General features: G+C 40.1%; 14 protein-coding genes. All 14 read left to right on the top strand.

Features of this window, described 5'->3' with window-relative positions:
- Positions 1–127: 127 nt before the first annotated feature.
- The 14 genes from CIL03_RS12905 to CIL03_RS12970 all read left to right on the top strand — a co-directional run bounded on the left by CIL03_RS12905 (position 128) and on the right by CIL03_RS12970 (position 17,584).
- The gene (locus CIL03_RS12905; protein WP_240508074.1) at positions 128–1,009 is read left to right on the top strand and encodes a LysR substrate-binding domain-containing protein; all 882 of its coding nucleotides are present in this window, start codon (positions 128–130) and stop codon (positions 1,007–1,009) included.
- A 120-nt stretch (positions 1,010–1,129) separates the two neighbouring features.
- Positions 1,130–2,080, top strand: a complete 951-nt coding sequence (locus CIL03_RS12910) for a formylglycine-generating enzyme family protein (protein WP_094886286.1) — start codon at positions 1,130–1,132, stop codon at positions 2,078–2,080.
- 544 nt (positions 2,081–2,624) lie between these two features.
- Positions 2,625–3,446 carry an ABC transporter permease gene (locus tag CIL03_RS12915; protein ID WP_094886287.1) on the top strand — a complete coding sequence of 274 codons (822 nt, stop codon included), beginning with the start codon at positions 2,625–2,627 and terminating at the stop codon, positions 3,444–3,446.
- Entirely contained in the window at positions 3,422–4,213 is a 792-nt protein-coding gene (locus CIL03_RS12920) for an ABC transporter ATP-binding protein (protein WP_094886288.1), read from the top strand. Before CIL03_RS12915 ends, CIL03_RS12920 begins: the two co-directional genes overlap by 25 nt.
- Positions 4,214–4,237: 24 nt before the next feature.
- On the top strand, positions 4,238–5,260 hold the full coding sequence (locus tag CIL03_RS12925; RefSeq protein WP_094886289.1) for an ABC transporter substrate-binding protein: 1,023 nt from the start codon (positions 4,238–4,240) through the stop codon (positions 5,258–5,260).
- Positions 5,261–5,361: 101 nt separating this feature from the next.
- Complete coding sequence (locus tag CIL03_RS12930) at positions 5,362–6,840, top strand: sensor histidine kinase (RefSeq protein ID WP_094886290.1); 1,479 nt, start codon at positions 5,362–5,364, stop codon at positions 6,838–6,840.
- 24 nt (positions 6,841–6,864) lie between these two features.
- The gene (locus CIL03_RS12935) at positions 6,865–7,530 is read left to right on the top strand and encodes a response regulator transcription factor (protein WP_240508083.1); all 666 of its coding nucleotides are present in this window, start codon (positions 6,865–6,867) and stop codon (positions 7,528–7,530) included.
- A gap of 21 nt (positions 7,531–7,551) precedes the next feature.
- The gene (locus CIL03_RS12940) at positions 7,552–8,946 is read left to right on the top strand and encodes a sulfatase family protein (RefSeq protein ID WP_094886292.1); all 1,395 of its coding nucleotides are present in this window, start codon (positions 7,552–7,554) and stop codon (positions 8,944–8,946) included.
- Between the two features lie 382 nt (positions 8,947–9,328).
- Positions 9,329–10,171 carry a BglG family transcription antiterminator LicT gene (gene licT / locus CIL03_RS12945; protein WP_094886459.1) on the top strand — a complete coding sequence of 281 codons (843 nt, stop codon included), beginning with the start codon at positions 9,329–9,331 and terminating at the stop codon, positions 10,169–10,171.
- Between the two features lie 140 nt (positions 10,172–10,311).
- Positions 10,312–12,639, top strand: coding sequence for a glycoside hydrolase family 95 protein (locus tag CIL03_RS12950; protein WP_094886293.1), 2,328 nt, complete (start codon positions 10,312–10,314; stop codon positions 12,637–12,639).
- A 22-nt stretch (positions 12,640–12,661) separates the two neighbouring features.
- A complete protein-coding gene (locus tag CIL03_RS12955; RefSeq protein ID WP_094886294.1) occupies positions 12,662–14,587 on the top strand; it encodes a beta-glucoside-specific PTS transporter subunit IIABC in 1,926 nt (641 codons plus the stop codon).
- 390 nt (positions 14,588–14,977) lie between these two features.
- Positions 14,978–15,628, top strand: coding sequence for a class II aldolase/adducin family protein (locus CIL03_RS12960; RefSeq protein WP_094886295.1), 651 nt, complete (start codon positions 14,978–14,980; stop codon positions 15,626–15,628).
- Between the two features lie 41 nt (positions 15,629–15,669).
- Positions 15,670–17,154: a rhamnulokinase gene (locus CIL03_RS12965; RefSeq protein WP_240508075.1), complete on the top strand. Its 1,485-nt coding sequence runs from the start codon at positions 15,670–15,672 to the stop codon at positions 17,152–17,154.
- Between the two features lies 1 nt (position 17,155).
- Positions 17,156–17,584: an RbsD/FucU family protein gene (locus tag CIL03_RS12970; protein WP_094886297.1), complete on the top strand. Its 429-nt coding sequence runs from the start codon at positions 17,156–17,158 to the stop codon at positions 17,582–17,584.
- Positions 17,585–17,591 lie beyond the last annotated feature (7 nt).

Raw genomic sequence — 17,591 nt, forward strand, 5'->3', positions numbered from 1 at the left:
ATTTTCTCATGAGAATCGAAATAAAGAAAATCAATATATTTCATAAGCTATAACAGAAACGAATAGGTATTGTTCCTCATTATGATAAAATAAAAGGTAGAATAGAGAGAGACAGGGGTGAGCAGCATTGAATATTGGGAACCTACAAATGTTTTGCCGGGTAGTTGAAGAAGGAAGTATATCAAAAGCTGCCAGGCTGGGTTTTGTGTCACAGCCAGCTGTCACGAAACAGATACGCCAGCTGGAAAACAGCTATGGAACTTCTCTTTTTGACAGGGATGAAGGAAAGCTGAAACTAAGCGAGACGGGGAAATTACTTTATCCATACGCCAAGGAGATACTTGCTTTAAACAAAGCTTCATATGAAGGTATTCAGGAACATCTGGGGGAAAGGGAGAAAATATTACATGTCGGTGCAAGTCTTACTATTGGAGAATATTTATTGCCGGGTTTAATTGGCCGGTTTAAAAAACAGCATCCAGATATAAAATTCAGTTTATCGATTGGCAACACTCCTCTTATGCTTAAAAGGTTGGAGGAAAATGAAATAGATATTGCGCTCATTGAGGGAATCTCCCATGATGACCAGTTCAAAAAACAAAAATTTGCAGATGATGAGTTAATTTTGGTCACTTCCTATGACCACCCGTGGGGCAAAAGAAAAGAAATAAATGTGACGGAGCTCTCCGATGAAAAGATGATTTGGAGAGAGAAAGAATCTGGAACGAGACTGATTGTGGAGGAAGCTCTGAAGGAACATGACGTTCTCGACAACATTGAAAATGCTATGGAGCTTGGTAGCATGCAAGCAATAAAAAGTGCAGTGGAAGCAGATCTTGGAGCAGGTATCCTGCCAAGATTAACCGTCCAAAAAGAGTTGAAATATAATATATTGCGTGAGATTCCAATGAAAGATTTCCATTTGATGAGAGATTTTTGGATGGTGCAAAAAGAGCGGCGATTTAGGAAAGAAGCAGAAACGTCTTTTGAGGCATTTTTGATGGGGTAGCGGAAATCACTTTTGATAGAAGATAACAGCTTTAAGGATCATTTACAAATTCTGTTAACCCCCCTATAATTAATGCAAATTGAAAAAACTGAAATATTAAAATAAAGGAGCTGTTATTATATGTACGAACATCATACATCGAAACCTTCCTGCTGTTCAGTCAGCAGAGACAGTATTTCAAGAGACATTCCTGAAAGCTATAAGATCCAGACTGCTGAAAAAGAAGAAGTTAAATTTAAGGAGAAAATGGTTTATTTGTCTGGCGGGGAATTTTTAATGGGGACAGAAGACAGGGATGGTTTTCCTGCGGATAAGGAAGGTCCAGTCAGGAAGGTTCATGTCAAACCCTTTTATATAGACCGAACAGCTGTAAGCAATAGAGAGTTTAAACAATTTGCCGATGAGACTAATTACGTAACAGACTCAGAAAAATATGGCTGGTCGTTTGTGTTTTATAAATTTTTATCTGAAGAGCAGATGAAAAACGCCCAGCAGCCTCAGGGAACTCCTTGGTGGTTTGCTGTAAAGGAAGCGTATTGGTATCAGCCTGAAGGTAAAGGATCGGGGATAGAAGAACGAATGGACCATCCAGTCATTCATGTATCCTGGAATGATGCTAAAGCTTACTGTAAATGGGCTGGGAAAAGACTTCCAACAGAGAAGGAATGGGAGTTTGCAGCAAGAGGGGGACTGGAACAGAAAAAATATGCTTGGGGTGATGAACTTCATCCGAACGGTGAACACTATTGCAATATCTGGCAAGGTGATTTCCCGAGGACCAATTCGGAAGAGGACGGCTATCTTGGAACAGCCCCTGCAGAATCATTCCCGCCAAATGGATATGGGTTGTATAATATGGCCGGGAATGTATGGGAATGGTGTTCCGATTGGTTTGATAAATCTGTGAATCTATTAGCTAACGTAGATTCTCAGACTCCTAAAACCATGCGCGGCGGCTCCTATTTGTGCCACTATACGTATTGCAATCGTTACCGGGTGGCGGCGAGGAGCTCCAATACGATGGATAGTTCCACGGGGAATTTGAGTTTTCGCTGTGTGCGGGATGCATAATAAAACCAGGAAGGTCAATTTGGCCTTTCTGGTTTTTTTCTATTTGTTGTGCTGATTTTGCATAAATTGGGACTGCGCACTGTCGTCCCACCGAAGTGATTTTGGTTATCTGCCCTGCAGTCGATATAAACTGTGACGTAAAATCAGCGATGATAATTCCATCGGCCGCTCAGGAAATATAACCACACTTCAACCATCATATCAGCCATCCAACGAAATATCCTCTATGTGACTGGTGGCTTACTTCTTTCTGGCTGTATGGGCTCAGAGAGGCGCGCTATGTGACCGGTAGCTACTTGTTTCTGGCTGTTGGGGCTTAGAGAAGTACCCCAAATCCTGATAATCCGTTCAACCCGCGAAACATCCGTCCGAAGTTGAAATCAACAGAGCAGTTACGTCGCAGTCTATAGAAACTAAGAAGTTTAAAAAGAAGCAAAGTTTACGAAAAGAGCCATTAAAAAAAGGTTGTAAAAAAAATCATACTTATCAGAAATTAACCCCCATGATATTATCGATACAATAAATCAGCAAATGGGGGTCACGTATGGAAGCGCATACATTAGTGGATGGAACTGCCAAAAAGAAAAAGGTGAAGCGAAATTTAGCAGAAAGGATACCGAATGGAGGCTGGCTGGCAATATCCTTAATTGCAGCATTACTCTTTTGGACAATTCTTTCATTGATCCCTTCGACCTCACGAAGTTTCCCAAATGTTTTCCTTGTTGTGGAATCAATAGGGACTATGATGCAGCGAGGGGTATTCTGGAAGGATATTGGGAGCAGTCTGATCTCGGTTACATCCGGTTTCTCGATTGGTTTCATCCTGTCTCTGCCAGTTGCTATCGTTATGGCCTGGTATAAACCGATTCGCTTTATAATTGAACCGTGGATTCAATTTATCAGGAATATTCCACCGTTGGCATATGTGCCGCTAGTAGTAATTTCGGCAGGTGTAGGACGTACTCCTCAGATTATTGTTATCACGATTGCTACTTTTTTAGTTATGTCCATTACAATTTACCAGGGGATTAAAAATATAGATCCGACACTGATCAAAGCAGCACGAGTACTGGGTGCGAAAGATAGGGATATATTCATGAGAGTAATTGCACCAGCTTCATTGCCATTTATTATAACTGCTATTCGTCTCGGTACTGCGGTGGGTTTAACTTCCCTGATTGCTGCAGAGTCAACAGGGGCTCAAGCGGGGCTGGGGATGAGAATCCGGGCATTGAGCAACACGTTTGAGTCATCACCAATGCTGTTATATATCATCATCATTGGTATTATTGGTCTTATTTTTGAAAGGCTAGTCAAATTACTGGAAAGGAGGTTGACAGGATGGCAGGAAAAACGGGACGTGTAAAAGTAAAAATTAATCAAGTAAAGAAAATATTTGATTCCCGCAATGGGGAAGTAGTGGCGTTAAACGGAATAGACCTTGATATCCATGAGAATGAATTTGTGACAGTTGTTGGTCCTTCAGGCTGTGGAAAGTCTACTTTGTTAAATATTATCGCTGGATTAGAAAAGCCGACAAGCGGAACTGTTTCCTGTGATGGGAAAGAAATTACTGGTACAGGTACAGAAAGAGGAGTCGTTTTTCAGCAATATGCGCTTTTTCCCTGGCTTACTGTAAAAGGGAATGTGGAATTTGGTTTGAAATTGCAAGGGATTAAAGGAAAAGAAGCAGAGGAAATAGCAAGAAAGTATATAAAACTGGTTGACCTTCAGGATTTTATCAATCACTATCCGAAAGAGCTTTCAGGTGGAATGAAACAGCGGGTGGCTATTGCAAGAGCCTACGCTGCAAATCCAAGTGTATTATTGATGGATGAACCGTTTGGCGCCTTGGACGCACAAACAAGGACACAGCTTCAGGAAGAATTGCTCCATACATGGGATAGTGAACAGAAAACATGCTTTTTTATTACGCATGATGTGGAAGAAGCCATTCTGCTTGGACAAAAAGTCGTAATTATGAGTGCAAGGCCAGGCAGAATTAAAGAAACAGTGGATATAGATATACCATATCCGAGAAATCAGGAAACAAGAATGACACAAGAATTTCTTGAAAAAAAGAATTATATTTGGGGACAGGTATACCAGGAGTATTTGGCAGTAAGGAAATAAATTATATAAAAAGGGGAGAACAAAATGAAGAAATTTTACAGTTTTTTAGTGGTTGCATTTCTAGCAGTTGTATTAATTGGATGCAGCAGTGATTCAGATGCCGATTCAGCACAAGGGGAATCAGGAGATAAGGAAACAGAAACATTCAAGGTAGGGTATATGCCGAACTATGCCAGTATGAATTCGGTAGTTGCAGGAATAGAAACAGGCAGTTTTGAAGAGCAGGGCCTGGAAGTGGAACTCGTTGAATTTGCAGATGGTCCGACAATAATAGCTGCGCTGGAATCTGGAAGTATCGATGCAGGCTATATTGGACCAGGGGCTCATGTTCTTCCAATCCAGGGGCAGGCCAAAATATTCGCATTTTCTCACCTTGGAAACGCGGATGAAGTGATTGGAAACACAGAAATGGGTATTGAAAGCATTGAAGATCTTAAAGGCAAAAAAATTGGCGTCGCTACGGGAACATCAAGTGAAACAATCCTTGATTTGACGCTTCAGGAAGCAGGAATCTCCGAAGATGATGTCACACTTGTGGATATGGATGCTTCTGCAATTGTAACAGCTATGATTTCCGGTGGTGTAGATGCGGTTGCTACATGGTCTCCAAATACGAATACAATTAAAGAAGAAATGGGAGATAAGGCTGTAATGCTGACCAATAATGCAAGATATGCGGATGTGTTCCCATCGATTGCATCATGGGTAGTGTCTCCATCTTATGCGGAAGAAAACGCTGAAACAATAGAAAAGTTCACTCGTGGATTATATGAAGGAATGGATTATCACGTGGAAAATCCAGAAGAAGTTGCAAAATGGGTAGCAAAGCAGAGTGCAGTTGAAGAGGATGCAGTTCTTGCACAAACTGGCGATGGAGACTGGAAAAAATCTGAAGAAATCCTTGAGATGCTTAACGATGGAACAATAGAGCAATATTATGAGAAGCAGCAGGAAAACTTCATTGAATCAGAACGTCTGACAGAAGATGATAAAGTCGATGTAAGCGAGTATCTCATGTTAGAAAATATGGAAAAAGCTGCTGAATAATACACAAAATTCTTAAATAATGAGTTAAAATTGATATATTCCAGTTATGCAGACTCAATTTTAGAAAATGGGTCTGCATACATTGATTACAGGTGATTTGAATGCTCATTATACTGATGCTGTTTCTGATAGTTTCATCTATTCTTGTTTTGCTTGTGAAAAGAAACAAAGAAACATTTTATATTTTTGGCATGTGCTCAAGCCTTGCTGTATTGATTACAGGCATCATGCTTTACATTGCTAAAAAGGGTGGGATTTCCGAGAAATTGCAGGATTTCTACTTTTTTAATCCGGTAATCAAATCCTATGCTCAATATTTTTACATTACACTTGATGCACTTGGTTATATGGTTGCTATCGGCCGCTACATATTCCCGCTTTTTTTGCTGGTACTGGCAATCCATTATTCCGAGATAGCATGGTTAAAAAGAAATAAATTCATATCAAAACTTGTTTTTATTCCACCAGTCATTTCACTGGTATTGTATCATCCAGAAGTTTTTCATTATTTTTCGGACCCAGCTGGGAATTATAACCTGATTGTGAGTAATTTTTCTTTAATCTGGGTGCTGTTATATGTCATAGTCTCTTTTATTTTGCTCATTGTAGAAGCATTCTCCATACAGATAAGAATTTTTCAGAGCAGATTTATGATTATTATCTTTTTTATCTTTTCCATCACGTTCCTCTATCTGCTTTATTTCGGACAGAACCCAATTCAAATCTATCAGTTTTATTATTGGGGAAATGGAATTTACTACATGGATGCTGTATTATCCGTTCCTGCATACCTAAAACTTGTTATTGTGAATATTGTGCTGGCAATCGTCGGGTTTACAGGTCTTTTGAAATATACAAAAGATATGTTTGATACGGATAAAGAAGAAATAACAATCCAGCGAAATTATAAAATGGTCAGCACAGGGACCTCGGTATTCGTCCACAGCATAAAGAATCAGCTCCTTGCCAATAGAGTGATTTTTAAAAGGTTGAACAGTGAGATGGGGAATGAGCCAGATCTGGTGAAGGTGAAAGCATACACAGATCAGCTGACTGAACGGAATGAATTAATACTTGAAAGAATAGAAGACTTGTATCAGGCTGTAAAGGCAAAGACTGTGCATCTTGTCCCAGTTTCAATGGAGGAAATCATTTCCAACTCCATTGAGAAATTTCACAATAAATATCCTAATAAAAAAGTGCAGGCAGATATAGCAGACCAAGCAGAAATTCTTGCAGATGCTCCGCGCCTGAGTGAGGCAATTTATAATATCCTGACAAATGCGCAGGAAGCAGTTGACAACAAAGGTCTGGATGAGGATATTGGGGTATTTATCAGAAGTTATAAGACTAGGCAATATGCCGTTATTGAAGTACGGGATATAGGCACGGGGATTGAAAAAAAGAATCTGAAGAAAATAATGGAACCATTTTATTCAACAAAAAACTCAAACTTTAATTGGGGGATGGGATTGCATTATGTACATACCATCGTCAAAGATCATTTTGGGCTCCTCCGTTTTGAAAGTAAAGAGGGGAAAGGTACAACATTCTTTTTGTTTCTGCCGAAATTTAAGTAATTGGAAGTGTTGCAATTGAAACAGATGATAAAAGTTATCATTGCCGAGGATTTCAATCTTTTGAGAGAGGACCTTGCGGAAATCATCTCTCAGCAAGATGATATGAAGGTTATCGGAACAGCCGCTAATGGGACAGAAATAATAGAACTTGCTGGCAGTGTGGAACATGACATCATTCTAATGGACATTGAAATGGAAAGTGTTTATGCAGGTATAAGAGCTGCTGAATCCATTCGTGATAAGAACAAAGATGAAAAAATCATTTATTTAACCGCTCATGAAACGGAGGAAATGATCCTCACAGCTATGGGAACCGGCGCAGTCGACTATATTGTAAAAGGAGCTGCTGAAGAAAAATTAATTCACAGTATAAGGGACGCCTATGAAGGGAGAACCACTCTCGAGGGCAGAGTAAAGGATCTGGTAATGCAGGAGTACAAGCGTCTTCAGGAGTCAGAGAAAAGTCTGCTCTTCTTTGTTAATAATTTATCAAATTTAACGAAAACAGAAAGAGAACTGATTCGGCTGCTACTGGAAAATAATAAAGTGAAAAAGATTGCAGAAGTTAGAGGAGTCGAAGTTGTAACAATCAAATCCCAGATTAACACGCTGCTGAAAAAGCTGGGATCTTCAAGAACAAAAGAAATAACAAAAACGATCAGAAACCTGAATCTGACGCATTTATTTTAATAGAGAAAAGGGGAATGGAAAATGAGTAATGAACAGCCGAACATCATTTTTATGATGAGTGATGATCATGCATCCCATGCTATGAGCTGTTATGGAAGTAAGATCAATGAGACACCGAACCTGGATAGAATTGCAAATGAAGGCATGCGTTTTGACAATTGTTTCTGTACGAATTCCATCTGTGCACCTAGTCGTGCTGCCATTTTGACAGGACAGTATAACCATGTGAATGGCGTAAAGACACTTGGTGATAAATTTGACAGCCGGCAAACAACAGTACAGCGTCTGCTGCGGAAAAATGGGTATCAGACCGCATTAATTGGAAAATGGCATCTTGGACATGGGGGGCATCATGATCCGGCTGATTTCGATTACTGGAACGTACTTCCGGGACAGGGTGATTACCATGATCCTCAAATGATTGAAATGGGAGAGGAAAAGCAGGCAAAAGGCTATGTTACTGATATCATCACTGACTATTCACTGGACTGGCTGAAAAATAGAGATAAAGAGAAACCATTTATGCTGATGTACCATCATAAGGCATCACATCGTCCATGGGATCCGGATGAAAAGCATGCACATATGTATGAAGATGTAGATATTCCCGAGCCATACAGCTTTCACGATGATTATGAAGGGAAATCTGAGGCTGCAAAAGAAGCAACAATGCGTATTGACCGTGACCTGATCAAGCGGGATGTCAAAGCAGATCCGCCGGAAGGTCTTTCTGATAAAGAGTTGAAGAGCTGGTATTACCAGAGATATATCAAAGATTATTTACGCTGTGTCGCATCTATTGATGATAATGTTGGCAGAATGCTGGATTATTTGGAAGAAGAAGGACTTGCTGATAATACTATCGTGATCTATACTTCGGATCAGGGTTTCTTCCTTGGAGACCACGGCTGGTATGACAAGCGTTTTATGTATGAAGAGTCACTTAGAATGCCGTTTATCATCCGTTATCCAAAAGGAATACGTGCGGGGTCTGTCACGAAGGATTTTGCTCTGAATGTAGATTTCGCGGAGACTTTCCTCGACTATGCGGGAATTGATATTCCGGATTCCATGCAGGGAAGAAGCCTCCGTCCCGTATTGGAGGAGAATACACCAGAGGATTGGCAGACATCCATGTATTATCGTTACTGGGAGCATCTAAGCAAAGAGCATAAAGTGGGTGCCCATTACGGTATCCGAACACATAAATATAAACTTATCTACTACTATGGCAAAGCTCTTGGAGCAGCTGATGCGGTGGACGAATACAGAGAGCCAGAATGGGAACTGTATGACTTGGAAAAAGACCCGCATGAGATGACGAATGTTTATCATGATTCAGCTTATGAAAAGACTATTGAGAATTTGAAGAAAGAATTGTTTCGGTTAAAAGAGGAAGTAAGGGATAGTGAATAATATGATATTGGGATGGCCTTCCATATGGAAATGCCTGCACTTCATTCACTTGAGCAAATTAATTCGATTCATCATGATAGAGTAATAGATTTAGGTCCTATGGGCTGCCAGATTGGCTTTCTATAACGGTTCTTAATGATGACATCTATGATGGAATCTTGGATACAGTCGAAATAACATTGCATATGACACATCTCTCTGTGATAAAAAAATTTTTAAAAGAAAAGATTGCAAAAGTAAGCGTAATCATATATGATATAAATTATCACAGGATTGTTACTGGTCAGCAGGCAAAACCTGGATCAATAAATTTGTAGTGGGGAAACCTATCTATAATTTTATTGATTCAGGTTTTTTATATTATAAAGGAAATGTGATAAACATGGAAATCAAAAAAATATTCAACAATAATGTTGCTTTGACAGAAGATCTCCAGCATACAGAAATGGTAGTGATGGGTAAAGGTATTGCTTTTCAGAAAAAGAAGGGCGACCAGATTGATGCGAACAAAATTGAAAAAACATTTATGGCGCCTTCTGTCCATTTTGCTAACAAGCTGTCTGAGCTAATGAATGAGATTCCCTATGAAATCATGGTTATTTCCAAAGATATCATTGATATGGCAGCTTCCGATTTACATACAGAATTTAATGATTCCTTATATTTGTCATTGGCAGACCATATCTATTTTACAATCAGGAGATCAAAGGATGGATTGCCCGTTACGAATGCGCTCACATGGGAAGTGAAAAAATTCTATAAAGAGGAATATCAGGCTGCCTGTAAAGCGCTGAATCTGATTGAGAAAAGAACTGGGGACAGATTACCCAGTGATGAAGCAGCATCTATTGCGCTCCATTTATTCAATGCCAGACAAGATGGTTCCAAAATGGAAGAGACCATGAGAATGACGAACATTGTCAATGAAGTCACAACTATAGTGAAGTATCATTTCGGCATTGAATTTGATGAAGATTCCATGAATTATAGTCGTTTTATTACACATCTTAGGTATTTTGCTTACCGTATGCTGCGCAGAGAAAGAAACGACGATGACAATGAATCCTTATTCAAGCAAGTCAGGATACAATATCCGGAAGCTTACGAATGCACAAGGAAAGTTCAGGAGTATTTGAGCAGGCAATATCAAATGGAAATGACCAAGGATGAAATGACCTATTTCATGATTCATGTTCATCGGGTTTCAAACAGGGAAACAAATTAATATCATTTTTCAAGGATTGTTACTGTTAGGCAGGCAAAACCTGGGAGAATACGAGATAGATATTTATCTATTTGTGTTCTTTTCAGGTTTTTTTATTTTCTAAAATGACTTGACTGATTCTATTGAAAGAGGTGGAGGAAATGAAAAAAATGTTTTTTGACAAGCCTGCTTCCGATTGGAATGAGGCATTGCCAATCGGAAATGGCTTTCTCGGTGCGATGGTATTCGGCCAGCTGAATAAAGAGCGGATCCAGCTGAATGAGGATTCCCTTTGGTCTGGCGGATTTATCAATCGGACCAATCCGGATAGTTCAGCATATCTCGCTCAGGTTCGTGATTTGTTATTTGAAGGCCAGATAGAGAAAGCCGAAAAACTGGCTGCCCAGTCCATGTTCGCGAAGCACCCGCATATGCAGCATTATCAGACAATGGGCGACGTCTGGATTGATTTTTTTGAGGATGGTGGCACGGAAGAGATTGTAAAAGATGAAGCTGGTCTTCTGCGGGTTGTAAAGAATGATCAAGAAACCGGTAACTACCGGAGAGAGCTGGACCTGGAAACGGCCACTATCGATGTATCCTATGACCTTGGCGGAAATCATTATGAGAGAAAAGTTTTTGCTTCTCACCTTGATCAGTTAATCGTCTACAAATTGAAATCTGAACAGGGCCGGAAATTGAATTTTGAAGTAAGCCTGACAAGGAAGGATTTACGATCCGGAAGAGGCGCTTCCTACCTGGACGAACTGGATGCGTTTGATAATCGATTTATCAAAATGCAGGGGCATCAAGGTGCTGTTCATAACGGATTAGATTTCAGCACGGTTTTGAAAGTGGAAACCGTGGATGGAAGTGTCAGGCAGATGGGAAGCCATATCATTGTTGAAGATGCAACGGAGGCATGTATTTTCATTACGGGAAGGACAAGTTTCAGAAGCAGAGATCCTTTCAAATGGTGTCTGGAAACTTTGGAAAACGCATCCTCAAAAGGATTTGACAAATTGCTGGATGATCATTTAGAGGACTATCAGAACTACTTCAGGAAAATGCAATTAGATTTTGAAGGCGATGCCAGTCTGGATAATCTACCTATCAACAAGAGACTGGATCGTTTGAAAAAGGGTGGCCAGGACATCGGGCTGATTGGATTATATGCTGATTTTGGCAGATACCTGCTTATTTCTTCCAGCCGAAAGGGAAGTCTTCCGGCAAATCTGCAGGGGATCTGGAATCAGGATTTCGCTCCAGCATGGGGATCGAAGTACACCATCAACATCAATATTCAAATGAATTACTGGCTGGCAGAACTGGCTGGATTATCTGATTGTCACCTTCCATTATTCGAGCATCTGAAAAAGATGCAGGAGAAAGGAAAAAGGGTGGCCAGGGAAATGTATGACGCGAGAGGCTTTGTTTGTCACCACAATACAGATATTTGGGGAGATTGTGCACCACAGGACAGTCATATGCCTGGAACCATCTGGCCGATGGGTGGAGCCTGGCTGTGTCTGCATATCTGGCAGCACTATCAATATACAAAGGATCGGGATTTTCTGAATGAATACTACCCGGTTATCCGTGATTCGGTATTGTTTTTCATTGATTACCTTGTAAAGAATCCCAGCGGTGAGTGGGTAACAGGACCATCTGTTTCTCCAGAGAATATTTATATGAACGAATCTGGACAAAAAGGAAGTCTTTGTATGGGGCCATCCATGGATTCTCAAATATTGAGAGAGCTGTTCCAGGATTATTTAAACATTTTGGAAGAACTTCATGTGGATGATGAAATTGAAAGCGAAGTCAGGGAAAGATTATCGGGATTACCGGAAATCAAAATAGGAAAACATGGTCAAATCCGGGAATGGGCCGAGGATTACGATGAACTGGAGATCGGTCATCGTCACATATCCCAGCTATTTGCCCTGTATCCCGGAAATCAGATCAGCTTGAACAAGACCCCTGAATTGGCAGAGGCCGCAAAAGCGACGCTGAAGCGCAGGCTGCAAAATGGGGGAGGACATACAGGCTGGAGCAAAGCCTGGATCATTAACTTTTGGGCAAAATTGGAGGAAACCGAGGAAGCCTGGAAAAACATGAACGAGCTGTTGACTGATTCGACATTGGACAACCTGCTTGACAACCATCCGCCATTTCAAATTGATGGTAATTTTGGTGGCGCAGCGTCCATTTTCAACTTTTTAATGCAAAATTACGATGAGACCATTTATATTTTGCCTGCTTTGCCACAGCAGCTGGCAACGGGAAGTGTGAAAGGACTGCATACGAAAGAAGGAGCAGTTATTGATATTTTTTGGGAAAATTTGAAGCTTACAAAGATCAATATTCAAGGAACGAGAAAAGGAAATTTAAATATCCATATCCCATCAAGCGTTACTTTGGATAAGGAAGACATAAATAAAAAGATTGCTATACATGAAAATGACTATCATACACTGGAGTTTTAATAGATAGAATGGAGTGATCATGATGAAATATGAGAAATTATCAAATGAAATTATTAAAAATATTGGCGGGGAAAATAATGTCGACAGCCTGTACCATTGTGCAACCCGCTTACGGTTCAAGTTGAAAGATGAAGATAAAGTTAATATGGATAAGATGAATGATATGGAAGGGGTAGTGACAACAGTAAAAAGCGGTGGTCAGGTGCAGGTGGTAATTGGCCAGCATGTTGGGGATGTCTATAAGGATATAATGGCCACAACAAGTCTGCAAAATAAAAAGATACCAGATGGACCTGAGGATAGTAATGAAAAGAACGGAATGCTGAATAATTTTATCGACGTAATTTCGGGTGTATTCACCCCTTTACTGGGTATATTGACAGCAACGGGTGTCATTAAAGGATTACTCGCATTGATCAACACGTTTGGCTGGCTGCCACCGGAATCTGGCACTGTTCAAATCCTGACCATTGTCGGAGACTGTTTCTTTTATTTCTTCCCTGTTTTCTTAGGATATACTGCAATGAAGAAATTCGGCGGTACCCCTTTCATTGGAATGGCAATAGGAGCGGCAATAATCCATCCGAATTTACTTGGTTTGACTTCAGGAGAACCGTTGTATACGTTGTTTTCCGGAACCGTATTTGAATCAGAAGTATTTATAGAATTCTTTGGAATACCTGTTATTCTCGTAAGTTATGTATCATCCGTTATACCAATCATTATTTCATCTTATTTTGCAGCAAAATTGGAGAAATTCCTGGATAAAAGAATTTCCAGTCTTATCAAGGCGTTTGGTCTTCCGATGCTCGTTCTGCTGGTTATAATACCATTGACGTTCCTTGTAATCGGGCCAATCTCTACATGGCTGAGCCAGCTTCTTGGTTTGGCAGCTTCAGAAATATATAATCTGAACGCTACTATATTTGGATTCCTTTATGGAGCATTGATTCAAGTTTTTGTAATGTTCGGGCTGCATTGGGGATTTGTGGCAATTTCAATCAATAATATTTCTACACTTGGATTTGACCCCGTCACAATTACCGGATTGACAGCTGGCTTTGGCCAGGCTGGTGCAGTTCTGATGGCTATCAAGCAGCTTAACAGTGATAAAATAAAAGCTATAGGTTACCCGGCATTTATTTCATCTTTATTTGGAATAACAGAACCTGCAATATACGGGGTCACGCTAAAGCTGAAGCGTCCATTTATTATCGGTTGTATTGCTACAGGTATTGGCGGGGCGATTATGGGCTTTGCTGGTGCTAAGCAATATGCCTTCGGTGCAAATGGAATTTTTGGATTCCTTAACGTTATTAATCCAGATACTGGCGCAGACTTTTCAGTTTATGCAACAATCATTGCATGTCTCGTAAGTTTTGTAGTTGCAGTAATTCTTATGCATTTCTTTGGATTGAAAAAGGATGCAGTGTTTGAGGCAGGAGAAGCGGCAACAGAAGCTATTGCAAAGAATGATGAAACTAAGTTAAAAGAAGTGTTTGAAATGACAACTCCACTGGAAGGGGAAATGATTCCTTTGGAAGCTATCGATGATCCTGTGTTTTCAAGCGGTGCAATGGGCAAAGGAATATGCGTGGAGCCAACCATTGGTGAAATAGTTGCTCCATTTGATGGGAAAGTGGCGACAATGTTCCCGACTAAACATGCGATTGGATTAGTCAGTGATGATGGTGTGGAAGTACTGATCCATATTGGAATTGATACAGTCCAATTAGAAGGGAAATACTTTAACGTGCATATAGAAGCAGATGCTGCAGTGAAAAAAGGCGATAAACTAATTACATTTGATGTGCAGGGAATCAAAGATGAAGGCTACCGTGTAACAACACCGGTTATTATTACAAATACAGACGAGTATTTGGATGTTATACCTGCAGAGTCAAGGCATGTTGTTTTGGGGGATAAATTGTTGAATATTGTGAAGTAATGGGCCGAGGGGGAAGTTTCCTTGTCCCGGTTTACCAGAGTGCGATCTTGAGAGATAACCTTATGAAGTAGAGAGACTTCCTCGTGTTGTCTCTCTGCTTTTTTGCTTTATTATCCTATTATTCAATAATGTTTATGAAAAATTTTTGATGTTACTCTTCCATTTCTTGTTTTCATTTGATATACTGTGAAATATCAGAATAAAACAAAGATAAAAAAAGCAAAACAAAAAGGAAAGTCTTTTTAATCAGACTCTCTAATACAGCAGCTTTTTGATCGATAGTTGAACTTGAGGATTATTCAAGTGTATTAGACAAAAGATTTGAAAGCGTTTAAACGAATCGTTCGACAAATTGCAACATATACAATCAAGGTAAGGAGAGAGTTACATATGGCACAAGTTTTACAGGAACTATCAAAATACGCAGAAAAACTAGTTGACAGCGGATTAGTTGTGGGTGCAGGCGGTAATTTAAGTGCCCGTGACGGGGAATATATGTATATTTCACCAAGCGGCTTTGATTTGAAAGAAGTTACTGGAGAAAGATGGGTTAAAGTTGAAATTGAATCTGGAAAAATACTAAGTGACTTAAAGCCTTCATCTGAGCTGGAAATGCATTTGGAATGTTTCAGAAAAGATTCAAATATTAAGGCAGTGCTGCATGCGCACCCGACATATTCAGTTGCAGTATCATCAGCTGGAAAAGAAATTCCTCCAATGTTTCCGGATTACCCGGCGATGGTGAAACGAGTTTCCTATATTGATTATGTAATTCCGACAACAAACCTTATTGCAGAAGCAGTAGGCGAAGTTATTGCTGACAGCCAGTCCGTTGTGATGCGGAACCATGGTGTTTTAACAGTTGGATCGACAGTAAAAGAAGCGTATTTCTATATGCAATTGACAGAAGAAGCTGCAAAAGTATACGCAATCTCTTCTGCAGTAGGTACTCCTAGAACTCTGACAGAAGAAGAGTGTGACGATCTGCGGAATCTATCGGCTGAAACCTATCGTTCCAGTCTTCTGAAAAAACAACAATAGATTAATAGAAAAATGCCTACAAACTGAGGTGAAATTCATTGGTGAAAAATGTTTTGTCTTTTGATTTTGGAGCATCGAGCGGGCGAGCGATATTGGGAATATATGATGGAAATGCTCTCCAATTAAAAGAAGTTCATCGATTCAAAAATGAGCCAATAACTCTTAATGATACGCTTTGCTGGGATATTGATAAACTTTTTGGTGAAGTGAAAAAAGTGCTAAAGGAAATCGGTAAAACAACAGCAATTGACAGTATTGGCATCGATACATGGGGAGTCGACTTCGGCCTGCTTGATAAGGATGGCAAGCTGACACATAACCCGGTGCATTATCGTGATCCAAGGACAGAGGGGCTGCTGGAGGAAGTAGAGGAATCGTTCTCGCAGGAAAAATTATACGAATTGACTGGGAACCAGATTATCTTTTTCAATACGATCTTCCAGCTGGCATATTTGAAAAAATACAAAGAAGAAGAATTAAACAAGGCTGAGTCACTTCTATTGATGCCTGATTTATTCAATTATCTGTTAACAGGTGTAAAACGGGCGGAAGAGACAATTGCCTCGACGACACAGCTTTTTGACCCTTACAAAAAAACATGGAATGAAGAAATTATCAGCAAGCTTGACTTACCGAAGAGCATTTTTCAGCAATTAGTGAAACCAGGTGAGGAAATCGGCACCATTTCCAGGGAATTGGCTGAAGAGCTGGGGATTCCGCAAATCCCGGTTGTTGCAACAACATCCCATGATACAGCTAGTGCTGTAGTCAGTGTTCCTGCAGCAGATGAAGATTTCCTGTTTGTTTCATGCGGGACATGGTCGCTGATTGGAACGGAATTGGAACAACCTATTATTTCAAAGAAATCTGCTGCTTATAATATTACAAATGAAAGCGGAATCAATGGTACAACGCGATTTCTGAAAAATGTTACCGGACTATGGGTGCTTCAGGAGACCAAAAAGCAATTTGAAAAGGAAGGCAGAAACTATTCGTATGATGAGATTACCAATCTTGCGGAGAATGCTAATGCTTTCGGCTGTTTTATCGATACGGACCATCCTGATTTTCAATTGCCGGGGGACATGCCCTCAAAGATAAAAGAATATGCCGAGAAGACAAATCAGCAAATCCCGGAAACAGATGGGGAAATCTTTCGGACGATTTATGAAAGCCTGGCGCTGAAATACCGATATGTATTTGAAGAAATCATGGAATGCACCAGCAAGCAGTATAAACAGGTCCACATTGTTGGCGGTGGGTCTCAGGCAGAAATTTTATGCCAAATGGTTGCGAATGCCAGCAATATAGAAGTACTGGCAGGGCCTGTTGAAGCAACTGTCATTGGCAATAGTGCAGTTCAGCTGATTTCACAGAATGCTATTGGCAGTGTATCGGAAGCAAGAGATGTTATAAAACGATCTTTTGATATGAAATCGTATCAACCGCAGCAGCATGAGAAATGGAATGCCCATTACGATGACTTTAAAAACATACTGCTGGGCGATTCAAAAGGGAGATTATAAGATGCTGAAAAAAATACCGCAGTCTTTATCACCGGAACTAGTAAAAGTATTGATGGAAATGGGGCACAGTGATGAAATCGTAATTGGTGACGGGAATTTCCCCGGTGCCTCCCACGCTGACAACCTTGTCCGCTGTGACGGCCTGATGATTCCTGAATTGCTGGAATCGATACTAGAGCTGCTTCCGCTTGACACATATACGGAGTGTCCCGTTACTTTGATGGAAGTTGTCAAAGGGGACAGCTATAAGCCGGAGATATGGGATACATATAAAGAAATTTTAATTAATTCCGGGGAAGAAAATACAAAAATTGAGCAGCTGGAACGTTTTGCTTTTTATGAAAGAAGTAAAAAAGCCTATGCAATTGTGACAACGAGTGAAAAGTCATTATATGCCAATATCATTTTGAAAAAAGGAGTTATTTCATAAAAAGAGG

Origin of the sequence: Virgibacillus indicus (assembly GCF_002266285.1) — a bacterium.
GTDB lineage: Bacteria > Bacillota > Bacilli > Bacillales > Amphibacillaceae > Virgibacillus_K > Virgibacillus_K indicus.

Coding starts and splice junctions, on each gene's coding strand:
- CIL03_RS12950 (WP_094886293.1), top strand. CDS start 10,312: ATGAAAAAAATGTTTTTTGACAAGCCTGCTTCCGATTGGAATGAGGCA.
- licT (WP_094886459.1), top strand. CDS start 9,329: ATGGAAATCAAAAAAATATTCAACAATAATGTTGCTTTGACAGAAGAT.
- CIL03_RS12920 (WP_094886288.1), top strand. CDS start 3,422: ATGGCAGGAAAAACGGGACGTGTAAAAGTAAAAATTAATCAAGTAAAG.
- CIL03_RS12970 (WP_094886297.1), top strand. CDS start 17,156: ATGCTGAAAAAAATACCGCAGTCTTTATCACCGGAACTAGTAAAAGTA.
- CIL03_RS12960 (WP_094886295.1), top strand. CDS start 14,978: ATGGCACAAGTTTTACAGGAACTATCAAAATACGCAGAAAAACTAGTT.
- CIL03_RS12915 (WP_094886287.1), top strand. CDS start 2,625: ATGGAAGCGCATACATTAGTGGATGGAACTGCCAAAAAGAAAAAGGTG.
- CIL03_RS12955 (WP_094886294.1), top strand. CDS start 12,662: ATGAAATATGAGAAATTATCAAATGAAATTATTAAAAATATTGGCGGG.
- CIL03_RS12930 (WP_094886290.1), top strand. CDS start 5,362: ATGCTCATTATACTGATGCTGTTTCTGATAGTTTCATCTATTCTTGTT.
- CIL03_RS12925 (WP_094886289.1), top strand. CDS start 4,238: ATGAAGAAATTTTACAGTTTTTTAGTGGTTGCATTTCTAGCAGTTGTA.
- CIL03_RS12910 (WP_094886286.1), top strand. CDS start 1,130: ATGTACGAACATCATACATCGAAACCTTCCTGCTGTTCAGTCAGCAGA.
- CIL03_RS12940 (WP_094886292.1), top strand. CDS start 7,552: ATGAGTAATGAACAGCCGAACATCATTTTTATGATGAGTGATGATCAT.
- CIL03_RS12935 (WP_240508083.1), top strand. CDS start 6,865: ATGATAAAAGTTATCATTGCCGAGGATTTCAATCTTTTGAGAGAGGAC.